General features: G+C 48.0%; 20 protein-coding genes, 1 tRNA gene, 1 pseudogene and 1 riboswitch. Of the genes and pseudogenes, 17 read left to right on the forward strand and 5 right to left on the reverse strand.

Annotated features, from left to right (window positions below; all coding sequences use genetic code 11):
- Positions 1-22: 22 nt before the first annotated feature.
- The 7 genes from trpD (at position 23) to DESRU_RS06965 (ending at position 6,620) form a co-directional block, all read left to right on the forward strand.
- Positions 23-1,060, forward strand: a complete 1,038-nt coding sequence (gene trpD / locus DESRU_RS06935; RefSeq protein WP_013841405.1) for an anthranilate phosphoribosyltransferase — start codon at positions 23-25, stop codon at positions 1,058-1,060.
- Positions 1,057-1,854: an indole-3-glycerol phosphate synthase TrpC gene (trpC, locus tag DESRU_RS06940; RefSeq protein WP_013841406.1), complete on the forward strand. Its 798-nt coding sequence runs from the start codon at positions 1,057-1,059 to the stop codon at positions 1,852-1,854. Before trpD ends, trpC begins: the two co-directional genes overlap by 4 nt.
- Positions 1,844-2,479 (forward strand): phosphoribosylanthranilate isomerase, encoded by a 636-nt coding sequence (locus DESRU_RS06945; RefSeq protein ID WP_013841407.1) that lies wholly within the window; start codon positions 1,844-1,846, stop codon positions 2,477-2,479. Before trpC ends, DESRU_RS06945 begins: the two co-directional genes overlap by 11 nt.
- Complete coding sequence (gene trpB / locus DESRU_RS06950) at positions 2,466-3,656, forward strand: tryptophan synthase subunit beta (protein ID WP_013841408.1); 1,191 nt, start codon at positions 2,466-2,468, stop codon at positions 3,654-3,656. The genes DESRU_RS06945 and trpB overlap by 14 nt, the downstream gene beginning before the upstream one ends.
- The gene (gene trpA / locus DESRU_RS06955; protein WP_013841409.1) at positions 3,653-4,456 is read left to right on the forward strand and encodes a tryptophan synthase subunit alpha; all 804 of its coding nucleotides are present in this window, start codon (positions 3,653-3,655) and stop codon (positions 4,454-4,456) included. Before trpB ends, trpA begins: the two co-directional genes overlap by 4 nt.
- Positions 4,457-4,681: 225 nt before the next feature.
- Positions 4,682-5,425 carry an RNA polymerase sigma-I factor gene (sigI, locus tag DESRU_RS06960; RefSeq protein ID WP_013841410.1) on the forward strand — a complete coding sequence of 248 codons (744 nt, stop codon included), beginning with the start codon at positions 4,682-4,684 and terminating at the stop codon, positions 5,423-5,425.
- On the forward strand, positions 5,418-6,620 hold the full coding sequence (locus DESRU_RS06965; RefSeq protein ID WP_013841411.1) for an anti-sigma-I factor RsgI family protein: 1,203 nt from the start codon (positions 5,418-5,420) through the stop codon (positions 6,618-6,620). Before sigI ends, DESRU_RS06965 begins: the two co-directional genes overlap by 8 nt.
- A gap of 140 nt (positions 6,621-6,760) precedes the next feature.
- Here DESRU_RS06965 and corA read toward each other — a convergent pair whose 3' ends face one another.
- Both corA and DESRU_RS06975 read right to left on the reverse strand, forming a co-directional pair.
- On the reverse strand, positions 6,761-7,729 hold the full coding sequence (gene corA, locus DESRU_RS06970; RefSeq protein ID WP_013841412.1) for a magnesium/cobalt transporter CorA: 969 nt from the start codon (positions 7,727-7,729) through the stop codon (positions 6,761-6,763).
- Between the two features lie 194 nt (positions 7,730-7,923).
- Positions 7,924-8,091, reverse strand: a riboswitch (M-box (ykoK) riboswitch).
- 167 nt (positions 8,092-8,258) lie between these two features.
- On the reverse strand, positions 8,259-8,960 hold the full coding sequence (locus DESRU_RS06975) for a hypothetical protein (protein ID WP_013841413.1): 702 nt from the start codon (positions 8,958-8,960) through the stop codon (positions 8,259-8,261).
- A gap of 207 nt (positions 8,961-9,167) precedes the next feature.
- Here DESRU_RS06975 and DESRU_RS06980 point away from each other — a divergent pair, with 207 nt between their 5' ends.
- The 6 genes and pseudogenes from DESRU_RS06980 to DESRU_RS07000 all read left to right on the forward strand — a co-directional run bounded on the left by DESRU_RS06980 (position 9,168) and on the right by DESRU_RS07000 (position 13,139).
- Positions 9,168-10,895 carry a [Fe-Fe] hydrogenase large subunit C-terminal domain-containing protein gene (locus DESRU_RS06980; protein WP_420794904.1) on the forward strand — a complete coding sequence of 576 codons (1,728 nt, stop codon included), beginning with the start codon at positions 9,168-9,170 and terminating at the stop codon, positions 10,893-10,895.
- Positions 10,896-11,248: 353 nt separating this feature from the next.
- Positions 11,249-11,575, forward strand: a complete 327-nt coding sequence (locus tag DESRU_RS06985) for an ArsR/SmtB family transcription factor (RefSeq protein WP_238446384.1) — start codon at positions 11,249-11,251, stop codon at positions 11,573-11,575.
- A complete protein-coding gene (locus tag DESRU_RS06990; protein WP_013841416.1) occupies positions 11,572-11,832 on the forward strand; it encodes a hypothetical protein in 261 nt (86 codons plus the stop codon). The genes DESRU_RS06985 and DESRU_RS06990 overlap by 4 nt, the downstream gene beginning before the upstream one ends.
- Positions 11,833-11,892: 60 nt before the next feature.
- On the forward strand, positions 11,893-12,501 hold the full coding sequence (locus DESRU_RS06995; protein WP_013841417.1) for a hypothetical protein: 609 nt from the start codon (positions 11,893-11,895) through the stop codon (positions 12,499-12,501).
- 63 nt (positions 12,502-12,564) lie between these two features.
- Positions 12,565-12,838: pseudogene (locus DESRU_RS20240) on the forward strand (prevent-host-death protein).
- Positions 12,822-13,139 carry a type II toxin-antitoxin system RelE/ParE family toxin gene (locus DESRU_RS07000; protein WP_013841418.1) on the forward strand — a complete coding sequence of 106 codons (318 nt, stop codon included), beginning with the start codon at positions 12,822-12,824 and terminating at the stop codon, positions 13,137-13,139. The pseudogene DESRU_RS20240 and the gene DESRU_RS07000 overlap by 17 nt, the downstream one beginning before the upstream one ends.
- A 169-nt stretch (positions 13,140-13,308) precedes the next feature.
- Here the strand turns inward: DESRU_RS07000 and DESRU_RS07005 are convergent.
- Positions 13,309-13,396: transfer RNA gene (locus DESRU_RS07005), tRNA-Leu, on the reverse strand.
- Positions 13,397-13,765: 369 nt separating this feature from the next.
- Between DESRU_RS07005 and DESRU_RS07010 the strand changes: the two genes are divergently transcribed.
- From DESRU_RS07010 to DESRU_RS20520, 4 genes are all read left to right on the forward strand, one after another.
- On the forward strand, positions 13,766-14,362 hold the full coding sequence (locus tag DESRU_RS07010) for an RNA polymerase sigma factor (RefSeq protein ID WP_013841419.1): 597 nt from the start codon (positions 13,766-13,768) through the stop codon (positions 14,360-14,362).
- 14 nt (positions 14,363-14,376) lie between these two features.
- Positions 14,377-15,441: a zf-HC2 domain-containing protein gene (locus DESRU_RS07015; protein WP_013841420.1), complete on the forward strand. Its 1,065-nt coding sequence runs from the start codon at positions 14,377-14,379 to the stop codon at positions 15,439-15,441.
- Positions 15,442-15,634: 193 nt separating this feature from the next.
- The gene (locus DESRU_RS07020) at positions 15,635-15,859 is read left to right on the forward strand and encodes a NifU family protein (RefSeq protein WP_013841421.1); all 225 of its coding nucleotides are present in this window, start codon (positions 15,635-15,637) and stop codon (positions 15,857-15,859) included.
- 193 nt (positions 15,860-16,052) lie between these two features.
- Entirely contained in the window at positions 16,053-16,274 is a 222-nt protein-coding gene (locus DESRU_RS20520) for a NifU family protein (RefSeq protein WP_187290618.1), read from the forward strand.
- A 46-nt stretch (positions 16,275-16,320) separates the two neighbouring features.
- Here DESRU_RS20520 and DESRU_RS07030 read toward each other — a convergent pair whose 3' ends face one another.
- Positions 16,321-17,220 (reverse strand): selenium metabolism-associated LysR family transcriptional regulator, encoded by a 900-nt coding sequence (locus DESRU_RS07030; protein ID WP_013841423.1) that lies wholly within the window; start codon positions 17,218-17,220, stop codon positions 16,321-16,323.
- A 245-nt stretch (positions 17,221-17,465) separates the two neighbouring features.
- Complete coding sequence (locus DESRU_RS07035; protein ID WP_013841424.1) at positions 17,466-18,281, reverse strand: carbon-nitrogen hydrolase family protein; 816 nt, start codon at positions 18,279-18,281, stop codon at positions 17,466-17,468.
- Between the last annotated feature and the right edge of the window lie 111 nt (positions 18,282-18,392).

Consider the following 18,392-nt stretch of genomic DNA (forward strand, 5'->3'; position numbering starts at 1 on the left):
AGAAGAGAAGGAGGAGAGAAGAGTGATTCAAGAGGCCATTAAAAGAGTGGTAGGTGGAGGACACCTCTCTGAATCAGAGGCCCGGGAGGCCATGGATGAAATCATGAGCGGCCGGGTGACCCCGGCGCAAATTGCCTGCTTTTTAACAGCCCTGCATTTAAAGGGGGAAACGGCGGCAGAAATTACCGGTTTTGCCCGTACCATGCGGGCCAAGGTGACTCCGGTACGCACCCGGCGGAGCGGCATGGTGGATACCTGCGGTACCGGCGGGGACGGGGCCCATAGCTTTAACATTTCAACCGCTTGCGCCCTGGTATTGGCAGGGGCGGGAATTCCTGTGGCCAAACACGGCAACCGGTCGGTATCCAGCAAATGCGGCAGCGCCGATGTGCTGGAAGCCCTGGGCGTGACCGTAAACCTGACTCCCGAAGAGGCCGGCCTGTGCCTGGATGAAGTGGGCATTACCTTTCTTTTTGCCCCTTTGCTGCATGGGGCGATGAAATACGCCGCAGGACCCCGCAAGGAAATCGGCATTCGTACGGTATTCAATATTCTTGGCCCTTTGACCAATCCCGCAGAGGCCCGGAGCCAGGTGCTGGGGGTCTATTGTGCGGATCTGGCTCCGGTTTTAGCCCAGGTTCTGGCCAACCTAGGCACCCAAAGATCCTTTGTCATTCACGGCTGCGGGGGGCTGGATGAGATCTCCCTGTCCGGGGAAGCCCTGGTTTATGAGATCAAAGGAGACCAGGTTAACCGGATGACCTTGGACCCGTTGGAATTGGGACTGCCCAGAGCGCCCATCGCTTCCCTGACCGGCGGCGACGCCCCCACCAATGCCCGGATTATCAAGAACATTTTAAGCGGGGCGCCCGGACCCAAAAGGGATGTGGTGGTGGTTAATGCGGCTCTGGGGCTGGTGGCCGGCGGCCTGGCCGCCAATGTTTCTCAGGGTGTGCGGCTGGCTCAGGATGTCATTGACTCCGGCAGCGCCTTAAAAAAGCTTAAACAATTGGTTGGGTTTACCCAGTCCATGGCCGGGGGGAGGGCGGCAGCGCTTTGATATTGGACCGCATATTGGAAGTCAAAAGAAGCGAAGTTCAAGGGCTGCTGGAACGGTTCCGGGTTTCCGAGATGGCCCGGGAAGCGGCTCAGTTGCCCCCCGCCAGGGATTTTCGCCGGGCCATTGATCAGCCCGGCAGGGTTTCTCTGATTGCCGAAATAAAAAAACAATCTCCCTCCAAGGGCCTCCTGTGCCGGTTCTTTGATCCTTGCCGCCTGGCCCGGATTTACCGGGATCATGGAGCGGCAGCCGTCTCCGTCCTGACGGATCGGACTTTTTTCGGCGGTAAAGGGGAGTATTTGGCCCAGGTTCGGCAGGAAGTGGATCTGCCCCTGCTGCGCAAGGATTTTATCCTTGACCCGGTGCAAATCTATGAGAGCCGGCTGCTTGGCGCCGATGCGGTGCTGCTCATCGTGGCGGCGCTTTCCCGGGAAAGTCTGTCCCGGCTGCTGGAGCTCTGCCGGGAAGTGGGTCTTCAGGCGCTGGTGGAGGTACACAGCGAGGAAGAACTGGAACGAGCCATAAAAGCCGGGGCGGATTTGATCGGCATTAACAACCGGAATCTGCAGACCTTTGAAACAGAATTGCAAACTACCCTGCGGCTAATGGAAGTAGTTAAAGAATCCGGTATAACCGTTGTCAGTGAGAGCGGCATTCATCACTTTAGGGACATGAGCCTGCTGAAGGCCGTGGGGGTCCAGGCTGCCCTGGTGGGTGAGGCCCTTGTTACGGCGCCGGATATCGGTCTTAAAGTGCAGGAACTGGCGAAGGGGGGCGGAGCCCTTGCCTTATAAAGGCGTAAAAGTCAAAATTTGCGGTATTCGGGATCCTCGTACCGCTTATGACACAGCCATGGCCGGAGCGGATGCCGTCGGTATGGTTTTTGCCCCCAGTCGACGCCAGGTGACTCCGGAACAGGCCAGGGAAATTTGCCAAGCCCTGCCGCCGCTGATCACCCGGGTGGGGATTTTTGTGGATGCGGCGCCTAAAGAAGTACGGGAAATCGTGAATTACTGCGGGTTGGATGTGGTACAACTGCACGGACAGGAAAGCCCGGAGTACTGCCGCGAATTGGGACTGCGCTGCATCAAGGCGGTTGCCGTCCGGGATGGCCGGACCCTGGAACAGGCCGATGCCTTCCCGGTCAGTGCCATTCTGGCGGATACCTATCACCCCAAGGAAGCCGGGGGCACCGGGAAAACCTTTGATTGGAGCATCATGGAAGATATCCGGTTGAAGCGGCCCTTGATTCTGGCCGGCGGCCTCCACCCGGGAAATGTGGGCCGGGCGGTGGCGCTCCTAAAACCCTACGGGGTGGATGTTTCCAGCGGTGTGGAGATTAACGGGCAGAAGGACATCACTTTAATTCAGGCTTTTATAAGCCGGGCCAGGGAGGTATATGGATATGCAGCCGGATAACAGGGGATATTTTGGTTCCTACGGAGGAATTTTTGTACCAGAAACGCTCATCCCGGCCCTGGAGGAACTGACAAAGGCCTACCAGCAGGCGCAGCAGGATGGCAATTTTCAACGGGAAGTGGAACATTACCTGAAAAATTATGTGGGCCGTCCCTCCCCGGTGTATCTTGCCCGGGGCTTAAGCGAAAAAATGGGGGGAGCCCGGATTTGGTTAAAACGGGAAGATTTAAATCACACCGGGGCCCACAAGATTAACAATACCCTGGGACAGGTGCTGCTGGCCAGGCGTATGGGCAAAAAGCGGATTATTGCCGAAACAGGAGCGGGTCAGCACGGCGTGGCCACCGCCACCGCCGCCGCCATGTTCGGGCTGCAGTGTGTGGTGTATATGGGAGAGGAGGACATCCGCCGCCAATCCCTCAATGTGTTTCGCATGAAGCTGCTGGGGGCGGAAGTGGTTGAAGTGTCCTCGGGAACCGGAACCCTGAAGGATGCCATGAATGAGGCCATGCGGGACTGGGTTACCAATGTCCGGAACACCTATTATATTATTGGTTCGGTGGCGGGTCCCCATCCCTATCCCATGATGGTCAGGGATTTTCAGAAAATCATCGGCCAGGAGGCCCGGGAGCAGATGCTGGAGCAAAGCGGAGGCCTGCCCCACTGCGTAGTGGCCTGTGTTGGAGGCGGCAGCAATGCCATGGGGGCTTTCTATGCCTTTCTGGAGGATCGGGAGGTAGAACTGGTGGGGGTTGAGGCCGGGGGCTTGGGACTGGATACCGACCGGCACGCCGCGCCGCTTACGGCAGGTCGTCCGGGTGTGCTGCACGGTTCCTACAGCTATTTAATTCAAGATGGGGACGGCCAGGTTACGCCGGTTCATTCGGTTTCCGCAGGTTTGGATTATCCCGGAGTGGGACCGGAGCACAGTTATCTCAAAGATACCGGCCGGGTTTCCTATACCGTGGCCACCGACCGGGAGGCCCTGAATGCCTTTCATTTATTATGCCGAACCGAGGGGATTATTCCCGCCCTGGAAAGCGCCCACGCCCTGGCGGAGGCGATTAAGCGAGCCGCTCGCATGAGCAAGGAGCGAAGTATCCTGGTTTGCTTATCAGGCCGGGGTGACAAGGATGTTCATACCGTGGCCAAAGAAATGGGGGTGGATCTGGCATGAGCGGAGTAAAAAAGCTGACGGAAAAGTTTGCAGAGCTAAAGGAAAAGGGCGAAAAGGCCCTGGTGACCTATGTTACCGCCGGGGATCCCAACCTGGAAACCACGGCCCGGCTGGTTTGCGCCATGGAACAGGCTGGAGCGGATGTGATTGAACTGGGAGTACCCTTTTCCGACCCGGTGGCCGACGGCCCGGTGATTCAACGGGCCTCCACCCGATCCCTGCAGGGAGGAACTCATTTAACCGGAATCTTAGAAATGGTACGGGGAATCCGGGAAAAGGTGCAGGCTCCCCTGGTGCTGATGTCCTATTACAACCCCATCTTACAATATGGTCTGGAGAAATTTTGTCAGGATGCGGTCCGTTGCGGCATTGCCGGTTTGATTGTTCCGGACCTGCCGCTGGAGGAAGCGGGGCCCTTATTGCATAGCTCCCAGGAGGCAGGCCTGGCCTACATCCCCCTGGTTGCCCCTACTAGTCCCCAAAGGCGTCTGGCCCGGATTGCAGAGAGCGGACAAGGCTTTATCTATTGTGTAACGGTCACCGGAATTACCGGTACCAAGCAAAATGTGAGCAACGAAATTGCCCGAATGTCCGGAGAAATCCGGGAGGTTACGGATTTACCCCTGGCGGCGGGTTTCGGTATTGCCGCGCCGGAACAGGCTAAAGCGGTGGCCCCCTATTGCGATGCCGTGGTGGTGGGAAGCGCCCTGGTTAAATTAGTAGAAAATCACCGGGAGGATAGTCTGGAGCCGGTAGCAAGCCTCACAGCCCAACTTAAACAGGCGCTTTTGCGACTGTGAATAATTGGTTGTGTTGGATTATGTTATATTATGTTGCATATTTTTAACAAATATTGTAGAATAATAACTAATTAGTTAGTCCCCTGCCATTTTAAATAGCAGGGGATTTTTTATTCCGGACATTCATCTCCTACCCTTTAAAAAGCAATAAACCCTACGTAGAAATAGTAGAGAACTCGGATAAGGACCTCGGGAAGATATGTTCCGGTGCAGGGGGAGTGACCATTGACATTAGAGCAATATACGGCACAGTACCTGGACCAGGCTAAAAAGGGTGATAAGGCAGCCAGAGAAATTTTGTTATCCGCAGGGAAACCCTTTGTTCAAAGGACCGCGGCGGCATTTTGCGGCAGGCCCTTGGAATGGGGGAGGGATGAAGAATTAAGCGTCGGATTCATTGCCTTGGATGAAGCCATCGACCGTTTTGAACCAACGCGAAAAATACCCTTCACGGGTTTTGCCCGGTTGGTTATTAAAAGCAGGCTTTCCGATTATTTTCGCAAGGAAGCCCGCCACCGGCACCAGCCCCTGGAGTTTCAAACTTTGCATCAGGGACCGATTCAGGTGGATACGGAACAGGCCTGGGAAAACTATTTACGGGAAGCTGAGACCAGGGAGCGTCAGGAAGAAGTGTTGGAATTCCAAAGGGAACTTTCCCAATATGGCATTAGTGTGGAAGAACTGGTGAACGCCTCACCCAAGCACTGTGATTCCAGAGAAAATATGATCGGAGTGGCAAAACAGGTGGCGGAGCAACCGGGATTGATGGAGCATTTACTGCGAACCAAAAGATTGCCCGTCAAGGAATTGGTGCCGCTTTCCGGCCTGCATCGCAAGACCATTGAGAAGGGTCGGCGCTATATTATCGCCATGTCCCTGTTGCTGCATCACCGGGAACGGTTTATTTATCTGTATTCCTATCTTAAATTTACCGGTTGGTCCGAGAGGGAGGGGAGCAACTGTGGTTAAAGGCTTGCTGATCCGTGCCAGAGGCCCCCTGGGAATCATCATGACCTCCGAAGGCCGGTTTGTCCGGATTATCCTTGGGGCGAAAAGCCGGTGTCTTGGACAGGAGGTTCAAGGGCGGGAACTAAAGGTTCCTTCGCTGGCTCAGACGATGGCAGTTGCCTCGGTTATTCTTGTATTACTGGTGGGATTATGGGCCAACAGCAGTTTGAAACCCGCAGCAGCAGCTTATGTTGCCTTGGATATTAATCCTAGCATTGAATTGTCGGTAAATGCTTCCGGACAAGTAATTCGCGCTCAGGGATTAGATCCCGAAGGGGTGCTGCTGCTAAAAAAAGTTCACCCCGAGCAACTGGAGATTTATAAAGCGGTTGCTGTCCTGGTAGAAGGGGCGGTTCAATATCAATATCTAAATGATGTGAATGATGTTGTACTGGTTACCATTACTCCGGCGGAGGGCCAGCAGCCGGTTGCTATAAAACAAGAAAAAATTGAGGCTTCCGTAAACCAAGCTGTTACCGCGCTGCCCACGCCGGTTAAAGTGATTACCGGCGTTGCCACGCCCGAAGAACACCGGGAGGCAGGCCAAAAAGGGATTTCTGTGGGACGCTACCTGATCTACAGAGAAATCCTGCAACAGGGCGGCGACCTATCCCTTGAGGAGGTTAAAACCAAGGGTCTTGGGCAATTGGAAAAAGAGAAGAACATCCAACTTCAGAAATCGAGTAACAATGGGGAGAAGGAAACCCTGTCCGTTCTAAAAAGTGAAGAAAAAGAGATTCATTCCAAGGAATATATTGGGGTTAAAGATGTTCAGCCCGCTCAAGAGCATCAAAAAATCGATGATGAGCCTTCAAAGAATCAAGCCCTGCCGGCCATAAAAGTCCAAGATCAAGCCAAGAATTTGAACGAGGATAGGGATAAAGACAAAGATAAGGATAGAGATAAAAAGAAGGATAAAAATAAGGACGAGGAAAAGGAAAAAAGATGTTCTTCAAAGGTTCGGGATGAAAAAAAGAAAGATCGGGACCATTCCTCAAGGAATCCTTCAAGGGCTATGGATAATAACCGCTGGCGGGATGGCCCTTACCCATACCCTATAAAAGCCGAAGATAAAGCAAATTCTAGGCAACATTCCTGGCGGGAGAAAAATGAAACCAATAAGCAATGGAAGTGTCGTGGGCTAAAAGACAGATAACACAACGAATAACCGACTGAATAGGAATAGAACACGGATTGAACGGATGATACGGATTTTCGGATAAAAAATCCTTTTAGTAAATAAGGGGCTGGGAAAAAGGAACCATACGGTATTCCTTTTGCCTAGCCCCATTACTATTACATCCATTTTTTTTGGCGGAAGATTAAAATCATCCACATGGAAACCGCAATTAAGCCAACGGTAATGCTGATGGTTGACCAGGGAGAGGATTGGTCGGGAAGAGGAACGTTCATACCAAAAAAGCCGGTTACAAAGGTCAGGGGCATAAAAATGGTTGAAATCAATGTCAGCACCCGCATGGTTTCGTTGGTTCGTGCGCTAATAATTGAATAATAGGTGGCTAGGGCGCCGTCTACCAAATCCTTATAGCCGTCGATGGAGTCGGTTATACGCTCCAAATGGTCCACCAAATCCAGGTAGTAAGGCTGATTATCTTCACTAATGGGAAAGGATGCGGTATTGATGGTGGAAAAGATGCGGCGCTGGGGCATGATAGCCCTTCTCATGGTTAAAATGGTTCGCTTCAGTGCCAGGAACTCGTCGGTGGTTTCCTTGCTGGGCTTTTCGTAAATTTCGTCTTCCAGGTCTTCAATACGATCACCGATACGGTCCAGAACCGGAAAATATTCGTCAATTAACCCGTCTATAACGGAATAAAGAAAAAAATCCCGTCCTTTATCTGCCAGGCGGATGTCCGTAAGGCAAATTTTGGCCACTCTTCCCAGGCTGGGCAGCGTATTTTTATGAACGGTTACCACATAGTTTTCGCCCAGGTAAACACCCAGTTGGACCAGCATGATTTCCTCGTCTCGTTCTTCGTTATAACGGACGGCATGGATAACCAGGAAGTGATAATCATCATACTTGTCCAATTTGGCCCGGGGACTGTGCTGCAGGCAGTCTTCCACCGTCAGCTCGTGAAAATCAAAGGCGTTGGCTACATATTTTAATTCCTGATCCGAAAAGTTATAAAGGTCCACCCATAACAAATTGTCCTTGTCATGGAGTACGCCGGACAAGTCTCCAAGGTTGATGTCGTGGCGCATTTTTCCAGCTTGATGGTCGTATAAGTAGGTTTTAATCATGATTGTCACCTCCAGGAGTACTGCTCTACAAACGGCAGACGTTCAGGTAAGAACAGAACCTGAACCGATTGAATGTTGCCTCAGGATATCCGGGGTACGGATCTTCCATTCTTACCACCTCCATAAAGGGAAATAAAAAAAGCCTTCAGTCAGTCAAAATAGAAGGTCTTAAGAAAGGCCTATAGGGCCGCATGAACCTTCTCCACTCGTGCAAGCTTTGGCACATACATAGCTAGGGATTGAGTCCCAGCCACATTAGATTAAACCTTAAGCCGGTAGAACCTGTTAACCCGTTAGCGTCTCTCGACATTTCCGGGCAGTGGCATTTGTCTATGCAGAAGCCTCACCTAACGAAGAAAATATTGATTTGCCTAGTTCCAATATAGGTGATAAATCAATCAGTGTCAATCGTTAAATCATAAATTTAAGCAAATTTCGCCCTTGATGAAGCATAGTGAATCAAAAATGTTAAATAACAACAAATATCTTACTATGGCTTATCATAAATCCCTGTTGCGTTGAAATTTAATTACTTCATTTCTGTATGGGTTTGGCGAAGCTTATCCATGATCCCAGGTTCAAAGTGAAGCAGTTGTTCAATGGATGAGAGCAGGGTATCCGCCTGCCTGGGCAGGAATTCCGGAGAGGTGGCAACCGTGATGATTTCGGCTGTTTCCTGGAAAACCGGCAGATCTTTTAATTGTAATAAATGATAGGGAATAACTTTACTGGGCTGGCCCGGTAAAGAACAAAGGATTTCCGTGTGCAGAATGTGATCCTTGGTAAAGGAACGGCCCAGTTGAGAGGGTAAAAACATTTTTTGCAGAATCGAGAGATCCTCCGGATCAAAAAGCCGGTCAGGAAAGACCCAGTAAATCTCGGAAATAAGATTTTCACGAATGGCATGCCAGAGATAATTCTGGCAGCCTAATTTTTTTAGATTGGATAGGTCCGGCTGATGATGACCGTAGAGATCGCTGTGAGCGTCAATATGAATCACCCGGTTGTTCTTTTTACCGTGAATCCACCAGCGAAGGTGGCTCTGCATGTGATTGGTGAAAATAAAGCGTTTATGGCCCAACCGGACTCCTTTTTCCTGTAAAAGGCAAAATAAGTCTGCGGGGTTGGCCAGCCGGCAGTGAGAAGGATCGGGAGGGCGGTGATTGATTACGGATTCTTTTAATACAGGTGCCACAAAATAGTCCAGGTCAATATCCAGGTAAAGTGCCAAAATAATACCTCCTCCAGAGATGCCTTAAAGTCATAATTTATCGAACCCTATTATACCATTCAACAAGGGAATGAACCCCGGATCATGGCATTTTATTTGCATCACCAGGGTTATAAAAGGCTTATTCATGAAGGATCAAACAAAAGGAAGAGGAGTTATTAATAAATTGTCGAATTCAAAAAAAGAGGAACCCTTTGCTATGGGGAGGTGGTATCATTGGCCTTAATTTATACAGATCATAATTCCTGCCGCAAATGTTACGCTTGTGTAAGGGCCTGTCCGGTCAAGACAATCTCCATCAAAAAAGGACTTCCGGAGATTGTGGAGGAGGGCTGTATAGGCTGTGGCCGGTGCGTATTGGCCTGCTCCATTGGCGCCAAAATGGTTCATGATGATTCCTCCGTCATTCAACAATGGATCTCAGAGGGGCAAAAACTGGCCGCCATTGTTGCACCCTCTTATCCCGCTGCCTATGATGTTCCTCCGGAAAAATTTGTTGGTGCCCTTTATGAATTAGGTTTTGCCAATATCCAGGAAGTGGCCTATGGGGCGGAGATCTGTGCCCAAGAGTATACCAAATTTTTTAATCAACAAAAACCAAAAACCATCTTATCCACCCCTTGTCCGGCAGTGGTACAACTGGTGGAAAAACATATGCCGTCCATGATTGAGTATCTGGCTCCCATTGATTCTCCCATGTTGATTCAGGCTAAACTGGTAAGGGCCCGCTACCCTGACCATAAAATTGTTTTTATCGGCCCTTGTTTGTCTAAGAAATACGAAGCTTCCGATACCAATAATCAGGGTTATGTGGATGCCGTAATTACTTTTCGTCAGTTAAATCAATGGTTTGAACTGAAGCATGTTTCCCTGGAGGACGTCAGAGAGGGCCAATGGGATAACCCGCAGCCCCAGTTGTCCAGGACTTTTCCCATCAGCGGCGGCCTGTTGAAATCTTCCGGAATTGTAGAAGATGTGGCCAGCATGGAAATTGTGGTGGTGGAAGGCGCCCGTCGCTGTATTGAGGTACTAAAGGCCATTGAAAGGGAGGAATTTGCCCCCCGGTTTATTGATATGCTGATGTGCGAGGGGTGCGTGATGGGGCCGGGCATGGTCAGCGATAAATCCTATGTGGTCAGGGCCCATAAGGTGGCCACCACGGTCCGGCGACACAACAACAGACTTGACGCACAGGCTCTTTCCAAGCTTGTTCAAGAAATGGATTTTCATAGAAAATTTACGGCCCAACCCGTTGTCAAAAAGCAGTATAACGATGAAGAAGTCTGGCAGATGCTGAAGGAAACGGGCAAGCACACCCCCCGGGATCTCATCAACTGCAGTGCCTGTGGATATGATACCTGCTGGGAAAAGGCGGTGGCCTGTTTGCAGGGATTGGCGGAAAAGGAAATGTGCCTTCCCTTTTTACTAAGCCAAGTACCGGCTTTAACCAACAGCTTAATGGATATGAGCAATAAATTAATGCTTTCCATGGAGTCCATTAATTTTTCTACCCTAACCTTAAAGGGAACCACGTCCAGAATGAATTTGAAAAACCAGCAATTGGAGACGCTCCTGGAAGAAACCAACCGCATTGCTAAAAACACCCTGCAGTTATCGGACACCGTTTTAGCCATGCTGGCCCGGTATGAGCAGCCTTTGAATTCCAGCGGCACATCCCTGCGTCTCAACTCTTCCGGTGTGTCCGAAATTAAAGAGATTGCCTCCCAAAGCAAACAGCAGGCGGAAAAAACCACCAAAGCCTTTGAAGAAATAACCGGTATATTAAATTGTTTGAGGGAAGACAGTGTGTCCATTTTAGAACAAGAAAAAGCCATTAAAGTGGTTACCCATTCCCTGGAACAAATTGTATCAACTTACGAGCAGCTTCTTAATATTGGTGTTGCCATGGCCAATATCGGCCGCAACTATGTTTAGACAGAGCCCCCGGAACCCCCAAGTTCCGGGGGTTTTTGTGTCTGAATCTTTCTTAAAAATTTGCCATTTGTTCACCATAAATCTAAATTTTATTATAAATATGCTTTCCTACAGTGCCTCCGGCTGTAATTAGTTTAAGAATCATTAGGCCTTGACATGGAATTTCACCTGTAATATATTTATTACAGGTGAAATAAAATTATTATTGTATCTTTAGGAGTCTCATACTCTTGATGCTGTTTGCTAACAACTTTGCAAAAGCTTTCAAAGTCAATGCCTGAAAGGGGGAATAGGAAATAAATGATAACCATAATTTAGAACCAATGTCACCTTCAGGAGACAAACTAGTCAAAATGCTAGAGGCACTGGCAAACCCGCATCGATTAAAAATTATTGCTTTATTGGCAGGTAGACGTATTCATGTAAGTCAGCTTGCCCGTGAGGTTATGATAAGCCGACCGTTACTGTATATGCATTTGAAGCGACTAGAGAACGCTGGATTGGTGACAAGTAAAATGGAATTATCGGAGGATGGCAAAGCGATGAATTACTACGAAGTAATTCCGTTTGCACTCCAATTAAGTCCAGAAAATATCGCTGAAGCGGCAAATACACTTACTTTAAAAAAACCTGACAATACCGCTTTGGACGTTAATAGTAAGAAGGGGGATAACAAATGAACGAAGGAGTTATTTTCGGAATTGGTGGAATGATCTTTGTGCTCGTAATAATCGTACCACTGACTGTAGTACTGGTATGGCAAGGTTTTAAGACCTGGCAAATGAGAACAATGAGCAGGGTAGAAATCGCAAGGGACGAGGCGTATCGTAAGCTTGCGGAGGAGGCGATCTCAGTACAGCAGAAGATGGCCGGGGATTTGTCTGATTTACGTATTCGCGTAACTTCTATAGAAAAAATGCTGCGGGAAGTTGACTGATGTTATAGACACAGAAAATTATCAATCATCTCGAAAAATATAAAGGTAAAGGAGTACAAAATGGATCTTTTTATCGGAGGATTGGCTATATCCGCTGTGCTTCTTATAATAACGGGCGTTACCCTGCTTGTTGGAAAGTTTAGGAAAAATAAACTAAACATAAAGCAAAAGAATTGGTTGCTTATCATCCATATGTTCTTTGTCATGATGTATATAGGCGGGGTTTTTGGGATGCTTTTGCTTGCCGTTTTGACGAAATTTACGATCGACAATAATCTAGTTTACGCTTCCCATGTATTTATAAAACGATTTGATCATTTCTTAGTCATTCCAGGTGCTTTCGGCTCGCTCATTACCGGAATTTGGCTTGCTATACGGACACATTGGGGAGGGCTGACAAAACATTATTGGGTTTTAGCGAAATGGATCGGTAATATCGTGGCGATTATTTTCGGCAGTACCTATGTACGGATTTGGATAAGCGATTCCCTCTCTACCAGCCAGATTACGAATGGCATATATCCTTTACAAAATCCGGCTTATTTTGAAAATCGTCAGTTGTTATTTGTTGGCTTAGAAATATGTATTGCTATACTATTCTTCTTAATAGTGATTTCTTATCTTAAACCATGGGGCAAAAGAGATGAACGACATTTAAACGATATTTAATGCAATAAAATTATCAATTGCTTTAGTAGCATATTCAAAATATTACTATGAGGGGTTGGCGCCATGCAGATTGAACCATCCGCAAGCATTAGGCGGAACTATAATGAAATTGCGGCTTTGTGCAAATCTTCCGGTGAGCCGGTGTATCTTACGAGGGCGATCTCGTGGTGATGGATATAGAGGCTTTTACCCGCCGTGAAAAAATGCTGAAGCTGAGGGAAGAGTTGCTGCCGTCGAGGAAGACCGTCTGGCCGGTCGTGCCGGGGTTACGCCGGATGAACTGGACAGCTATCTGGAAAGCATTATTGGCGAGGCAGAACATGGAAAAGAAGCCTGAATATAAGGAAATTGTTTCCGATCGCTGTCGTCAGATGCTGGCGAGCCATGTTCGGTTTCTGGCACAAAAAAATCCTGCCGCTGCCCGCAGAGTGAAAAACGATTTAATGGACGCCATCCGCTCCCTTTACAAAATGCCGGAGCGTTTTTCGTTTCTGGATACAGTATTTATACCTCCCAACAAATATCATAAAATGTTTGTAGAAAAATGGTATTTGATTCTGTATCAGATTAAGGGAGAGGCCGTATATGTTGACTATATTGTGGATTGCAGGCAGGATTACGGGTGGCTGGTACGGTAAGTTTTAGTAAGCTTGAACTATTACCCGGATAAGGGAAAACTCCAAAAGTCTCTTATCTGGGTTTCTTATATTTTAACACAAGCCTAGTTACTAATAGACGGGTGGATTTAGTAGGGGATTTACATAAAAACACAAAAGACCGCATTATGCGATCTTCTTTTATTCGGTGTGGTGCCGAAGGTGGGAGTCGAACCCACACGGGTGTTGAGCCCGCCGGATTTTGAGTCCGGTGCGTCTGCCAGTTCCGCCACTTCGGCTTATTTTTATCTGTCACTTTCGTGACTGCTTATTTATTATACGAAAAGCTTTGACAAGTTGCAAGTAAAAATACGCGAGTTGTGGTGAAAAATATTTTTTGCAGCGGATATAAAAAATGTTTTTCTTTTATATGTTACAAAAATGTTTCTAAAAGAGTCTTATGTATACAAGGCTTTTTCTGTGATCTTTCAAAGATATGCCGGGAAATACCTGGCATTCATGGTTCATTTTAGCTAAAGGAATTGCTATAGATCGCGTAGAAGACATTACGCTATGCAGTTATTAATCAATCAATTGTCAACCAATGATTTCCTGATCCATACAATAAAGCCAGAAATATTATCTTCGTTGGAAGAGGAGGGGGACCCTTGCCCCTGGAAGTGCAATTGTTAGTGGAGCAAAGCAAAAAAGGTGATCGAAACGCGTTTGAACACTTGGTTCAAATGTACGAAAATAAGGTATATACCATTGCCTACCGCCTGATGGGGAACCATGCGGATGCCTCTGATCTGGCCCAGGAAGCTTTTATTAAAATATACCAGGCTCTCCCGAACTTTCGCGGAGATGCCAGTTTCAGCACTTGGATTTACCATATTACCGTAAACGTCTGTCGGGATGAACTGCGCAAGAAGCAGAGAAGGCCTACGGTATCGCTGGATGATTCACCCAATCAGGGGAATACTACATATGAACTGCGCTCTAACGGTCCCACCCCTGAAGAAGCGCTGGACCGCAACGAAACCCAGGTCATGGTACAGCAGTGTTTGAGTACCCTGCCGGATGATTATCGCATAATATTAGTAATGAGGGAAATCCAAGAATTATCTTACGATGAAATTGCTGAAACCCTGGGCTGTTCACTGGGTACGGTGAAATCCAGGCTCAGTAGAGCCAGGCAAGCTTTAAAGGAAAAAATAACTAAGCAAATGGAACTTTTAGCCCCCTACGATCGTCTAGCTAAGTAAAGGAGGGGTGTTCCGTGTACTGCCAGGATATTTTAGAAAAACTTTCGCTCTACGTGGACGGAGTCCTGGATGCTGCCGATCAACAGGCAGTTCAGGAGCACTTGGCATGCTGCCCGGCCTGCAGGTCTGAGCTGGAAGAGCTCACCTTGGCTATGGGCATGCTCCAGGAACTCCCTGAACTAACTCCACCCGCTGATTTTAGGGTAAAATTAATGGAAAAAATTGAACAATTACCTGCTCCTATACAGGCGCCTCAACATAAACCTTGGTATGAACGTGTGGTGGGAGTAACCAGAAAATCCTGGTACCGCACTGCCGCTGTTGCCGCGGTTATGGCCATGACCTTGGGGTTGACTGCCCTTTGGGAGAAGGACGGTAATGAATTTCTTCCCATTGATCCCAAACCTCCGGGAGTTGAGAACCCGTCGAACCACAATTTGGCCCTTGAACCCGGTGAAACCCAGGAAAATCCTCAGGAAACGAATCAGCCGGAAACAAAACCTGAGGTCAATACTCCCAGTCAGGGAGGGACCCCAAACACATCCCAGCCTTCTAACACAAACAGGCAGGGTACAAAATCGACACCTTCAAATCAACTTAGTGTTGAAAGTTATGTACCCAAGAGCAGTGAAGGTCTGGTTTCTCGAACCAGTACTTTAAAGGTGGATGTTCAAGACCTTGGGGCCGCAGTGAAAGCACTGGGAACGGTTGTTCAAAATAACGGGGGATCGATTGTTACACCTTATTCCGAAACCGGCGGAGTTGGCAGTATCAGTGTAAGATTCCCGGCCAATGTTTTTAAGTCCGCGGAAAACCAGTTGATGTCTTTGGGAGTTGTTATCTCCTATCTGCCTACGGAGAAAGACCTTAGTGACCAGCACGGAGAGATCAAGAAAAATATTGAACAGCTTCAGGCCAAGGTCGGCGAATTAAAAGGTAAACTGGCGGCGGAAGAGGCAAATCAGGAACTGGAAAAACAACTGCGGGATGCTGAAAATGATTTAAACCAACAGATTAAAACCATCCAGGGGTTGGAAGAGCGTAGTACTTATGGCATAATTAATATTACTTTAATTTAAACGGGCCGGAAGAATATTTCTTCCGGCTTATTCTTTTTAAAAAGCTTTTGGCAACCCCTAACTCCAGAGATGATTACAAAAAGATAACCTTTTACAAAGGAGATCAATTTTTTCTTGTATTATAGTTTTAATATGGTTTAAAATAATCTTGTAATGAATGGAAATAATTTTCCAAACTAGGAGGTTATAAATTATGAAAGAAAAAGTTAAAGAGGTTTTGGAACAGGTTCGTCCTTTTCTGCAAAGAGACGGAGGAGATGTGGAATTTGTAGATATGGATGAGAACGGGGTTGTTAAGGTAAAATTAAAAGGAGCTTGTGGAAGCTGCCCCGGCGCCCTTTATACTCTGAAAAACGGTGTTGAACGGACGCTTAAACAGCAAGTTCCGGAAGTTACAGAAGTTATAAGAGTAGACTAGCGGATACATAGACTAACCACATGCCAACCGGCGTGTGGTTTTTCTTTTTATTATAGTGTTTATTTTTAGTATGATTTTTCGGGAATCAGGAGGACTTCCCAATACTAGGCGTCCCCTTGGTTTCCTTTATTTTTTGTTTGAAACAAAAGGGTTCTGGAGATATTTATTTATAATAGTGAAGGAGGTGAATGAAATGCGTGAAAAAGTGGCAGAAGCCTTAGAGCAAGTGCGGCCCTTTCTGCAAAGGGATGGCGGCGACGTGGAATTAGTGGATGTTGACGACACGGGGATTGTTAAGGTGAGATTAAAAGGGGCCTGCGGTGGCTGACCGGGGGCAACCAATACCCTGAGAAATGGGATTGAGCGGTCGCTCAAGCAAGCGGTTCCGGAAGTAAAGAGCGTAGTGCAGGTTTAAAAGATAAAGAAAATTTAGCTCAGCCAGCAAAAATCCCCTTGCCTTTTCAGGTCTGGGGATTTTGTTTTAAGGTAAAATTGATAAAAGTTTCTACAATTGGGCCTCTGTTTTTGCGTCGGGGGTAAATCAGATATAAATTCCTTTTCATGGGCAGGTCTTTAATTTTTACCGTAACAATTCTTTTTAAGCTTTGTTCCTTATACACAGCCCAACGGGAGACGATGGAAATGCCTGCTCCGGTTTCCACTGCATTAACGACCGCCCCGGTACTGCCGAGTTCCAGAGCGATGTTAAGTTTTTCCGGGATCAGACCGCCCCGGGCCAGATGACCTTCCACCACCGTCCGGGTGCCGGAGCCCAATTCCCGCCATATCAAAGGTTCTTCGGCGAATTGTTCCAAGGTTATTTCGGAAACATCCGCAAAGGGATGTTCCGGCGGGACAATCACCACCAGCTCGTCGGAGAAAAACTGAATTCCTTCAATGCGCTTGTTGTTCGGCAGCATGCCGACGGCGCCAAGATGGGCCGATTCCTCTAAAAGCTTTTGTACGGCTTCCCTGGAATCCCCAATATGTAGCACCGTTTGCACATCCGGATAAGCCTTTTTAAAGGCTCCGATAATTGATGGAAGAATATAATGACCGGGTATGCTGCTGGCCCAAACAATGAAACGCCCTCTTATTTCACCGGACAGATTCAGAATTTCTTTCTCAGCCCGCAGCATTAAATCCAACATTTCCCGGGCGTGCCGGTAAAAAACCTCCCCCGCCGGGGTAAGTATAATACCACGACCCCGGCGTTCCACCAAGGAAGTTCCAAAATGGTCTTCCAGGGCTGCCAGTTGCTTGCTGATGGCCGGCTGCGTAATGTGAATTTCCTGTGCTGCCAGTGATAAATTTTTCTTTTCTGCTACGGCGATAAAGGTCTGCAGTGTTGATAAATTCATTTAATCACCAAGCTTATTATATATTCAAGTGATCTTCCTTGTATAGATGAAGAAGGCTGAGAAAGAAAGCTTATTTCCCCAGCGTGCAGATGATTCGATTCAAAACAGCGGCGAATTCACCTCAGGTTACCGTGTTATCGGCGTTATGATTATTAACAATATACCCCGATTCAATCAACTTATCAATTTCCCCTCGGGGGTTTCAGGCAGGGGTAGTGTCGGTTCTTCACCTCCGTTATCATATATTAATAGATATTTTCACGGCGGTGTTTTAGGAGCGGCAGTTGCCGGCGTATTCCGGCAAGATAATTAAGATCGATATGCGCCGTGAGAATACAAGGTTCTCCGACCGCTTCAACCAGTACAGTGCCCCAAGGGTCTGTTACCAGGGAATGACCGTAGGCAACATATTCCGCTGCTTCATCTCTGGCGGGTGAAACGGCGGCCACGTAAATCTGATTATCAAGGGACCGGGCCCGCATGGTAAGCTGCCAGTGGGCAGGCCCGGTGGTCATGTTAAAGGCGGCGGGCAGCACCAGCAGGTTGATTCCCTTAATGGCCATGGTCCGAATCAGTTCCGGGAATCGAATATCATAACAGATGGCGACGCCGACTCGGCAAAAGGGAGTATCAAACATAGAAATGGTGTGACCAGGGGTCAGGGTGTCGGATTCTTTAAAGGAGATGCCCTCCGGGATGTCGATATCAAAGAGATGGATCTTGCGATGTCGGGCCAGTAGATTGCCGCCAGGGCCAAAGATAAAACAACTGTTGTAGAGACGATCCTCATCCCTTTCCGGAATGGAACCGCCCACCAGGTAAACAGACTGCTCCAGGGCTAGAGTTGAGAGCAATTGAAGGGTTTCACCATGGGGAAATTCCTCCGCATAAAGAGGAAAGTATTTGTTTCCGTAAGGACAGTTAAACATTTCGGGGAGAACCACCATATGGCAGCCATCCGCTGCCGCCGAGCGTACGGCAGCGGCGGCGATTTTCAGATTTTCCCCTTTATCGTCAACCACGGGGAGTTGGCAGAGACCCAGTTTGAAAGAATTTAACATATGGAGCCTCCAATCCATTGATTGTTTCGCATAGGAGGTTTTCAATCCAACTGCATTTTACAATGCCGGATGATTGCAACCTCTTTTATTTATAGGGTGATACAGGTTGTT

Source organism: Desulforamulus ruminis DSM 2154 (assembly GCF_000215085.1).
GTDB lineage: Bacteria > Bacillota > Desulfotomaculia > Desulfotomaculales > Desulfotomaculaceae > Desulfotomaculum > Desulfotomaculum ruminis.

Bases quoted from the DNA above. Each gene is read 5' to 3' on its own strand.
- trpB (WP_013841408.1), top strand. From the start codon at position 2,466: ATGCAGCCGGATAACAGGGGATATTTTGGTTCCTACGGAGGAATTTTT.
- trpA (WP_013841409.1), top strand. From the start codon at position 3,653: ATGAGCGGAGTAAAAAAGCTGACGGAAAAGTTTGCAGAGCTAAAGGAA.
- corA (WP_013841412.1), bottom strand. From the start codon at position 7,729: ATGATTAAAACCTACTTATACGACCATCAAGCTGGAAAAATGCGCCAC.
- DESRU_RS06985 (WP_238446384.1), top strand. From the start codon at position 11,249: ATGCTAGAGGCACTGGCAAACCCGCATCGATTAAAAATTATTGCTTTA.
- DESRU_RS06990 (WP_013841416.1), top strand. From the start codon at position 11,572: ATGAACGAAGGAGTTATTTTCGGAATTGGTGGAATGATCTTTGTGCTC.
- DESRU_RS06995 (WP_013841417.1), top strand. From the start codon at position 11,893: ATGGATCTTTTTATCGGAGGATTGGCTATATCCGCTGTGCTTCTTATA.
- DESRU_RS07000 (WP_013841418.1), top strand. From the start codon at position 12,822: ATGGAAAAGAAGCCTGAATATAAGGAAATTGTTTCCGATCGCTGTCGT.
- DESRU_RS07020 (WP_013841421.1), top strand. From the start codon at position 15,635: ATGAAAGAAAAAGTTAAAGAGGTTTTGGAACAGGTTCGTCCTTTTCTG.
- DESRU_RS07030 (WP_013841423.1), bottom strand. From the start codon at position 17,220: ATGAATTTATCAACACTGCAGACCTTTATCGCCGTAGCAGAAAAGAAA.
- DESRU_RS07035 (WP_013841424.1), bottom strand. From the start codon at position 18,281: ATGTTAAATTCTTTCAAACTGGGTCTCTGCCAACTCCCCGTGGTTGAC.